The organism is Lysinibacillus capsici, from assembly GCF_003367505.1.
Classification (GTDB): domain Bacteria; phylum Bacillota; class Bacilli; order Bacillales_A; family Planococcaceae; genus Lysinibacillus; species Lysinibacillus capsici.
The window spans coordinates 66,509-74,596 of sequence record NZ_PXXX01000031.1; the positions used below are offsets into that span (position 1 = coordinate 66,509).

Sequence of the window (8,088 nt, forward strand, 5' to 3'; positions counted from 1 at the left end):
CCCGCAAACCGTAGATGATTTGCGGGTCCCTCTCTTCATTGCCAAGCTCGATTGTTCCATTGCTTGAAAAATTCGTCCTCAGCCAAAATAGCTTCATAAACAGGGATAAAGAATTGTTTCAGAATCCCTGTCATCTCGAGTGTAGAAGTTAGCTCGATTGTAAAATGATATAGATCAAATAAGTCCACAATATACGCCTGCAATCTTCGTCCTTCAATAGTTTGCGTTTGTAGCAATTGTTGTACTTCATTTATTGTTTTTTCAGTCTTTTCTAATGCTGGGTACTGGTAAATTTTTATAAATTTTTGTGCCAGTACGAATTCTGTTGGATATGTATAAACCACCGCAGCCTTATTGTCTAGCAAGCTCGGAAAATTAATGGTCTTTGGTGTTATTCGCATGTTTTCTTTAAAGGTAATCCTAACTTCTATGTATACAGTCATTTTGCCCAATGTAGCTGGTATGCTTAGTTGAATATTGTCATTCGATACGGACGATTCGATCCGCTGTGCATCCCATTCAATGCCATCCGCTGGTATTGCTAGTGAGCAAATTTCTTTAAAGGCCTGTTTCACTATATCATGTTGATGAACGCTTGCTTGCGCAGTCAGCGTGACTTCTTTGGAAGGCTTCACCAATCCATTTGTTAAAGCAAATAATAATAGATCCCCATCTAGATAAAATTGATCTTCATAGGAGGATATGGATAGACGATAAAGCAGTCTTTCTTGGCAATAGCGTGATACTAGCTGATCCATATTGTCTTGCCGTATAGCCATTTCTTCTAATTGTGTCACGACATTCGTCGATAGTGTGTCGATATTTCCCATTGACATCCCTCACCTTTTTGATTTTTCTGATTTTTTTATGCAGAATTTAGATTTTTACTAAAATTCATGCTTTTATTATCACTTATTTATGGAAGAGAGTAAACGGTAATGTATACCAAAAAGGCCTGTCATGGTTGGACATGACTGGCCTTAAAATTAGACAAGGGGCAGCCTCGCTGTTGCGAAACTACCCCTTTAGTATTTATAGGTAACATTCTCGTAAATTGTAAAAGTCTCAACCCAATCGTCTGGGGAATATTATCTTGAAACCAGATTCGTTTCATCACCGCGGTAAAATTCCACTGTGTGCCTTCTAACTTAAGCAACGCAAACCCTACCATCTTTTGCGTCCTTGCAGCCCCAAAGCATGCGCCAGTGTGAATAAGTATCTACAAAAACAAAAAGCAGAATGCCAGATTACGGAAATATGCTACCTAAAATAGCACGTGTTCTATTATAGCACCTTATACTATAAAAGTAAAGTACTATAAAAAATTACCAAGGAATCTCCTTAGAGCATTTAATCTGATAGCCCTTTTCAGCTGCCCATTGGAGAAGTGTTTGCCAAAAGTTTTCACAGGCAGCTATGATTTGCTGAGGATTCGTTAGATTGCCTGTCATGACCATTTCAGCTAATGCTTTTAACCCGTGTGGCTGATCATCCATCGCTAAAGCCTCAGGTAATACTTGTGCAGATGTTGTATAGCACTGCCTATGGTGTAATCCTACTATCATGGCACCTGTCATCGCTATTTTCATCGCCAGTATCGGCAAAAATGTGGTGGGACCCTGAACAGCTATGTTCCTTAATTTCCCCATGTATTCATACATTTCTTCTACAATGGTTTTGCAAATTGCTTCCTTAAATCGGGCATTCTCCACAGTGGCCGCTTTGTCTTTGAGTTCTAAAAAAAAGCCTGAAGGATCGTAAAGTGGCTGTAAATCGAAAAACTTCCCATTTGTTAATGGCCAATCTTCCTGAACCGTTATTGCCTCTTCGATAATCACTTCTGCTTGATCGAAATTAACCTCTGCCTTCCAATCTCCTGCTGTCCATTCATAGCTATAGCTGTGCTCTAATTGATGACAGACACACTTAAGCTCAATGTCAGAAAACGGACCATCTGATTTTCTAGCCAACGAGCCATAAATACCAATTGCTCGAACATTTCCTCCATATTTTGCGATAACTTGTTGCGCAATCGAATGGGCAATCTGCATGCGTTCATCACTTGTCTTTTTTCTTGGTCCAATCATTTACATCGCTCCTTTTATAAGTAAGATCGTTGTTATTGAACCAAGGTGGACCACGGGCTTAACGAGGCATTTTTGCTGGTAACATCATCAAAACCTCCTTTCATCACATTTCCTGCAATTTAATAGAGCATACAAAATCGATATGAAACGCTTCATGGCTTACAGATTGAATGTGACCCTCATATTTCATGTCATATAGTAAAATTATTGCATTATAAGCTTTCTGTAGTTCATTGCCCATTTTGGCTAGCACTTGATGTTTAAATTGCTGCGAATAGGAAAATTCATCACAAAGTAGTTGCTTAAGTTGGTTTGAAGCTGCTTCGTAACATAGCGCTTCACAAAAATCCTCGTCGAAGGTTAAGCCGAAATCGTATTCAAATTGATTGTAGAACTCATCATAAAGTGCTTTAAACTCTTCCTCACAAGTACGGTGCTGATTTTCTGGTAAAAAAAGCTTTGCTAACTTTTGTGAAAAGGCTTCGTCCGTTTCATCTTCTCCCTGATAGACAGTGGCAAGATATGTATGTAACTGTTCTTCGCTTGTAAAATTACCAGCCCATATGGAAACATAGCCATTCTGTTCATCATCCATGACCTCATCCCTTTCTCGAATAAATCAATGCACCGCCCGAGCCCATTATTATTAAATGCTTGCCAGATGGCGAAAATCCGCATTTAATCATGCCATCCAATCGCTGTAAATCAATAGCTGTCGCATTTTTTAAATAAGTATAATTAGTTGTATAAAGATAATCGAGTACTACTGTGGCACGTGGCCACCAAGGATAAATAACTTCAACCTGCCAGCCATCTGCTGTCATATGAATCCCATCCCCAGCTTCAAAGCCGAAAATAGATATTGTCCCCTGAGGCAATTGAAATGTTAAACGGTCATCACTCATTCTGTCGTAGGTTTCATCCACATCTCGTTCTCGATGAAGACGACGACCTGTTATAGGCTCAGTGATACTATAGCCAGAGCCACTAATTAACACAATGTTTTCCTCATGATCCCAACCGCAAGCCAAAACACCATTGGCAGCAATGCTCGTTTCATACGCCCATGGAATAGGAGGTTTCGTGCAGATCAACGACTGTGCATTCGCCAGCAAGTCTAGCTCAAAGGGAGTTCGTTTATCATTGTTCACCATATTATTCCACCCTCCTCTTTTATTACCATATACTAAAAAAAGGCTTGTCACAAGAACAAGCCTCTATACCTCTAACACACCATAATGAAATTTTGCAGTTATCCGTTCATGCTGCTGAAAGTCATAGGTCGCAAACCACTCTGAGCGAAAATGTGCCTTTAACACCACACGCTTTTTCGCTACACGCTTGGCTTCATAAACCCATTCATCGGTTAATGTGACATGCTCCCCTGCTAGCCGTAATGCCTGAAAATTATTGGCCTCTTCAATAACCTTCTCAAACATTGGGTCCATATAAACCACATCAAATGCGTTGTCTGGTAGGGTTTTTAAATAGCGAACAGCCTCAGATTGTATTACCTCGATGTGTCGCATACAGGCAGTTAACGGTAGCTCGGATATATCATAGGCTTGCATCCCCTGTCTAACAATAAACGCTACATTTGGATTTGCTTCCAGTCCCACAACACGACCTGCTTCACCCACTGTATAAGCCGCTAACATGGCATCTGCCGCTAAACCTAACGTACAATCCAACACCGAATCCCCCAGTTGAAGCTGTGCCGCTTTCAAAAAAGGCTCTGCCTCACCACGGGCCACACGCTTTAATCGAAACGCCGCAGAATTGGGGTGAAAGAAAAACGGCTCCTGCGCCCCATAGGCATAATACTCGAAGCGATTCTTCCCAGCGACCATCACATGTGCCTGCAACTCCTGCGAAATTTTGCGAACAGAGCGCTTGTTTCGTGGCTCAAACGCAGCACCTAATTCTTGACACGCAAAAGCAGCGAGCGCCATCGATACATCGTCTGGTCTGCCCGCTGTCGTCACAATCGTTTTTAGTTCTCGCATGTTTGCTCTAACACGCCAGTTAAATGAGAGACAATCTGCTCCACAGGGAATCCCTCAATTTGTTCACGTGGGATAAAGTAAGCCAACTCCCCATCCTTTAAAATCGCCATAGATGGTGAGCTAGGTGGCACATCCTCAAAATAACCACGCATCGCCGCAGTCGCTTCTGGATCCTGCCCCGCAAACACCGTCACAAGATGATCTGGCTTCACCGCTGCAATTGCCTCACGCGCCGCTGGACGAGCAAGACCTGCCGCACAACCACAAACCGAGTTAATCACCACTAACGATGTTCCCTTTGTCTCCGCCATAAATTCATTCACCGCATCCGCAGTCGTTAGCTCCGTAAAACCAGCCTCCACAAGCTCCTCACGCATCGGCTTCACAACCTGCTTCATATATTCATCATAAGCGTTCATGCTTTTACCCTCTTTCCTATGTATTCGCAAACCTTATTATAGCAAGGTTTTCTGTGAATGTACAAAGACATGCTTTTCGCCTGATTTCGTGGGTTTTCGGGGGGAATGTGACTTTTTTGTGTAACGGATAGTGGTTTTATTTGGGGTCGTTACACCTAAAAAATGAAATATATACAATCATAGTAAATTATTTTATGGAAATATAAAAAGCCCAGGCTCAAATTAATGAGTTCTCGGGCTTTTTCCAGTTAGTTTGCTAAAAAAAATAAAAGAAAAGCTAAATACTATTCATTTACATTCTTCTAAGAGAATATTATATAAACTTCAAAACTTACACAAAAAATAAATTATAAATTGCAATACTCACGGATAGTAGAAATACAAATATTCCTGTGCTTAAAGACTTAATAAAGTTTCTTTTATTTTCACTTTTAAAATCGAAACTTTTATTAATTACGACTAACCCTAAAAGTGCAAATGCCAGATTAATATATATAGGATTGAATGCACTTGGTATAACTAACAGGACCATTATCAATAATAAAAATTTGCTGATGTATTTCCTTTTTTGGGAATTCAATAACAAAGCCCCCTTTAATTTATATCAATAGGAAAATATAGTTGAATATTCTCTTTTAGCAATATATATTATTATATGTTATACCAATTAATTGGAAAACAGGGAAATAAATAAAGAAAATAATTACTTATGGTCTTAGTGCAACACTTGTGCTTTCTTCAATTACACCAGCTATAGCACAAGCTGAAGAAAACAGCGCGTACAGCAATCAGTTGACTCTTCGGAAAATTCAATTGTTGAAACTTTCGAGAACTATACAATTGAAGCTACAAAAAATGGTGATATATCAAAAGTATTGTTGAATGATGGAACAAAAACAGACGAAGTAATACATAACGCTTCCAACGGCGTAGTATTCCTCAATGGGGAAGAAATTTCTGCAGAAACAATGGAATATATAAACAACTTAGTAGAAGAAGTTCTTAGGAATGAAACTATTGTAATAGAAGAGCCCAGTGCTCCAACCTTTGAAGGCATACTTATTGGAGGACCTAATTCAGGTAATCCACAAATTGCTCCTGCAGCAGTAGTTGTAGATGCAGGATTTGGAGGTTCTGAATGGAAATACATTGCAACTCATGAAGGCTCTTTTAATGTAGCTGGCGCTACAGCAACTACTTTGGCAATTGCCATGGGAATTGTATTCTCTCTAGCCGATAAAAAAATTGATGGTGCTGTTACATTAACAAGTATTGCAGCAGGCATTTTAGCAAGTATATCAAACTCATGGACTACTGTTTACTATAAGAGAAAACACTATACTAGACCTCATCCAGATTGGCCACTTTTATACACACAAGATTTATCTGAAGTTCATATTTATAAAGACTCTGCATATAAAAATAAAATTACTACTTTCAATCTTCTTCATTAATTCTCAAACAATGCCCAGGTCCAAGATTATTAAGCACCTGGGCTAAAAAAATTATTTCATACAATTTTGTTGTTTTGCTCTCATTTTTTTTAACAAGTTATAATCCTAAAAGATCGGCTAGCTCTCATACTTGAAACGTGTGTCCTACCATCTATAATCACTGCTGGAATAGTTTTTGTATCACTAAGTATAACTTTCGCTTCTGTAATTTCCGTCCCTTTTACTTCCTCCAAGCCATTAAAAATGTCTAGCTTGAATTGTGCCTCGGAGATTCCCATACTCGCTAAATAAGAATACGGATCTCTATTGTTGTACCTTTTAAATTATCTGTATAATTCAGTTCTAATGCTGAACCTATCTGACGACAAACGGCTATTACAAAAGGATTAAAAGAAGCGTTACCCACAACTTCTACTTCTAATCGGTCATCTTGAACATCAACTCCAGCCGTCAATACTAATACGTCCTTTGGTACTTCGCATTCATAGCCAATACGTCGAGAAATAGGTTTATCATGATCTTTGATCATTCGTCTTTTTTTCTCACGACTCACCAAGCGTTGTATTAACCCTCGTTTTTAAGGTTTCTATACCTTTACGCTTTGCTTCATTAAATTCATCTAAAATCTTTGCCCATTTCTCCCAAGGAGATGCAAGGGCGTTTAAATGAAATCCACTTTTCTTTGCTTCAGTATTTCGAGCAATCCATTTCCCCTGACACGATTTCCATTCAACTTCTGTATATAGATATTAAATAGTAAATATACGAGAATATTAGAAGTTAAAGGTACCTATTGCATCTCCCTACTCAATCGCTATTTGGCGAAAAAGAAAATAACCGCAATCACGTCTATCGAATTACAAGGATAGCTCAATCATCTATTTGATAATGGAACAGCCTATAATACGCTACGCGGTACTCATAATACAGCCAAAATGTTATTTTCCTATGCCAAAGAATCTGGATTGATTGAAATGAATCCTGTGGAAGCTACTTTTGTGCCGAAGAAGAAAATGACGTTAGAGGAAGCAAGCAGTGAGGACACAGCGAAGCTTTATTTAGAAACCAATGAACTGAAGGAATTTTTAAGTTACGTGGACAAACATCGTAATATCATATATCGCACGTTAATCTACGCTATCGCTTTTACAGGAATGCGACCAGGCGAAGCTGTTGCCTTAAAGTATGAGGATGTGGACTTGGAGAAGAAGGTCATACACATCAACAAAACGGTGTATGCAAAGAAAAGTATAAGGGGTGACTTCGAGCTCACTCCACCCAAAACTGCAGGCAGCATCCGCTCCGTCGATATTGATAATATTGTAGTGGAGAAATTAAAGCAGCTTTACAAATGGCGCGAGTATCGAGAATGGGCTAAGTCCGACTTTGTTTTCGGCGATAAGGAGGGCATCCCCCCTATCGTCAAAATGCTCAACCAAACCGTCCGGCGCATCGGTGCACTCACCGACATCAACAAACAATTCCGCACCTACATCCTCCGGCATACACATATTAGTCTGTTGGCAGAGGCTGGGGTGGATTTGAACTTTATTATGAATCGGGTTGGACATAAGAATTCTGATACAACAACGAAGATTTATTTGCATGTTACATCTGGGATGCGCATGGCCGCTACTGAGAGGATGCATGATAAGTTTACTGAGTTGTTGGAAGAGTGAAGATAAAAATGGGGATACTAATTTCTTAAAGAGTATCTCCACATTTAAATTATTATGGTTTATTTATCTTTATTAGTGATAAATGATAAGAAATCAAATATATTATGTTTTTTAACAATTTTCTCTTCAACTATTTTAAGATATTTATGAATATAGATTTGAAATTTAATGCTATTTAAAATACATTTGCTAAATTTGTCAACTAAAAACTCATCGTTTTTTGAAAAATAAAACGTATTAAAGGATTCTTTTGTAATAAAAATACTTTGCAGTATTTCTGAAATTTCTTTTTCATCCATTTGTTTAGAAAATTCTCTTTCTAAATCATAACAAACCTTATGACTAATCCCGAAAGTAAATAGTTCCAAATTGGAATTTTCGACTTTAAAATTATTGATTGCTTTTGCCAATAATGAAATTTCATCAATATCAAGTAAATTTTC

General features: G+C 38.5%; 11 protein-coding genes. 2 read left to right on the forward strand and 9 right to left on the reverse strand.

The window, feature by feature from the left end:
- Positions 1–35 precede the first annotated feature (35 nt).
- The 6 genes from C7B89_RS22470 to C7B89_RS22500 form a co-directional block, all read right to left on the reverse strand.
- Positions 36–830: a nucleotidyl transferase AbiEii/AbiGii toxin family protein gene (locus C7B89_RS22470; RefSeq protein ID WP_115674636.1), complete on the reverse strand. Its 795-nt coding sequence runs from the start codon at positions 828–830 to the stop codon at positions 36–38.
- A 495-nt stretch (positions 831–1,325) separates the two neighbouring features.
- Positions 1,326–2,087 (reverse strand): ANT(4')-I family aminoglycoside nucleotidyltransferase, encoded by a 762-nt coding sequence (locus tag C7B89_RS22480; protein ID WP_115674637.1) that lies wholly within the window; start codon positions 2,085–2,087, stop codon positions 1,326–1,328.
- A 103-nt stretch (positions 2,088–2,190) separates the two neighbouring features.
- Positions 2,191–2,682, reverse strand: a complete 492-nt coding sequence (locus C7B89_RS22485) for an immunity 22 family protein (protein WP_115674638.1) — start codon at positions 2,680–2,682, stop codon at positions 2,191–2,193.
- A gap of 4 nt (positions 2,683–2,686) precedes the next feature.
- On the reverse strand, positions 2,687–3,241 hold the full coding sequence (locus tag C7B89_RS22490) for a hypothetical protein (protein WP_103118018.1): 555 nt from the start codon (positions 3,239–3,241) through the stop codon (positions 2,687–2,689).
- A gap of 63 nt (positions 3,242–3,304) precedes the next feature.
- Positions 3,305–4,093, reverse strand: a complete 789-nt coding sequence (locus tag C7B89_RS22495; RefSeq protein WP_115674639.1) for a class I SAM-dependent methyltransferase — start codon at positions 4,091–4,093, stop codon at positions 3,305–3,307.
- On the reverse strand, positions 4,081–4,512 hold the full coding sequence (locus C7B89_RS22500; RefSeq protein WP_004228455.1) for a BrxA/BrxB family bacilliredoxin: 432 nt from the start codon (positions 4,510–4,512) through the stop codon (positions 4,081–4,083). The genes C7B89_RS22495 and C7B89_RS22500 overlap by 13 nt, the downstream gene beginning before the upstream one ends.
- Before the next feature lie 878 nt (positions 4,513–5,390).
- Between C7B89_RS22500 and C7B89_RS22510 the strand changes: the two genes are divergently transcribed.
- Positions 5,391–5,966: a hypothetical protein gene (locus C7B89_RS22510; protein WP_158539211.1), complete on the forward strand. Its 576-nt coding sequence runs from the start codon at positions 5,391–5,393 to the stop codon at positions 5,964–5,966.
- Between the two features lie 283 nt (positions 5,967–6,249).
- Here the strand turns inward: C7B89_RS22510 and C7B89_RS23495 are convergent, their stop codons facing one another.
- Together C7B89_RS23495 and C7B89_RS23570 are read right to left on the reverse strand one after the other, a co-directional pair.
- Positions 6,250–6,495 (reverse strand): terminase gpA endonuclease subunit, encoded by a 246-nt coding sequence (locus C7B89_RS23495; protein WP_199768309.1) that lies wholly within the window; start codon positions 6,493–6,495, stop codon positions 6,250–6,252.
- A 13-nt stretch (positions 6,496–6,508) separates the two neighbouring features.
- Positions 6,509–6,670: a terminase gpA endonuclease subunit gene (locus tag C7B89_RS23570; protein WP_115674642.1), complete on the reverse strand. Its 162-nt coding sequence runs from the start codon at positions 6,668–6,670 to the stop codon at positions 6,509–6,511.
- A 270-nt stretch (positions 6,671–6,940) separates the two neighbouring features.
- On the opposite strand from C7B89_RS23570, the gene C7B89_RS22530 reads away from it, so the two are divergent.
- On the forward strand, positions 6,941–7,645 hold the full coding sequence (locus C7B89_RS22530) for a site-specific integrase (RefSeq protein ID WP_158539212.1): 705 nt from the start codon (positions 6,941–6,943) through the stop codon (positions 7,643–7,645).
- A 59-nt stretch (positions 7,646–7,704) separates the two neighbouring features.
- Here C7B89_RS22530 and C7B89_RS22985 read toward each other — a convergent pair.
- On the reverse strand, positions 7,705–8,088 hold a 384-nt coding region (locus C7B89_RS22985; protein WP_158539213.1), incomplete at its 5' end, for a hypothetical protein.

What these genes read in the sequence shown, in the direction of transcription:
- C7B89_RS22470 (WP_115674636.1), bottom strand. Translation starts at nt 830, where the DNA reads ATGGGAAATATCGACACACTATCGACGAATGTCGTGACACAATTAGAA.
- C7B89_RS22480 (WP_115674637.1), bottom strand. Translation starts at nt 2,087, where the DNA reads ATGATTGGACCAAGAAAAAAGACAAGTGATGAACGCATGCAGATTGCC.
- C7B89_RS22485 (WP_115674638.1), bottom strand. Translation starts at nt 2,682, where the DNA reads ATGGATGATGAACAGAATGGCTATGTTTCCATATGGGCTGGTAATTTT.
- C7B89_RS22490 (WP_103118018.1), bottom strand. Translation starts at nt 3,241, where the DNA reads ATGGTGAACAATGATAAACGAACTCCCTTTGAGCTAGACTTGCTGGCG.
- C7B89_RS22495 (WP_115674639.1), bottom strand. Translation starts at nt 4,093, where the DNA reads ATGCGAGAACTAAAAACGATTGTGACGACAGCGGGCAGACCAGACGAT.
- C7B89_RS22500 (WP_004228455.1), bottom strand. Translation starts at nt 4,512, where the DNA reads ATGAACGCTTATGATGAATATATGAAGCAGGTTGTGAAGCCGATGCGT.
- C7B89_RS23495 (WP_199768309.1), bottom strand. Translation starts at nt 6,495, where the DNA reads ATGATCAAAGATCATGATAAACCTATTTCTCGACGTATTGGCTATGAA.
- C7B89_RS22530 (WP_158539212.1), top strand. Translation starts at nt 6,941, where the DNA reads ATGAATCCTGTGGAAGCTACTTTTGTGCCGAAGAAGAAAATGACGTTA.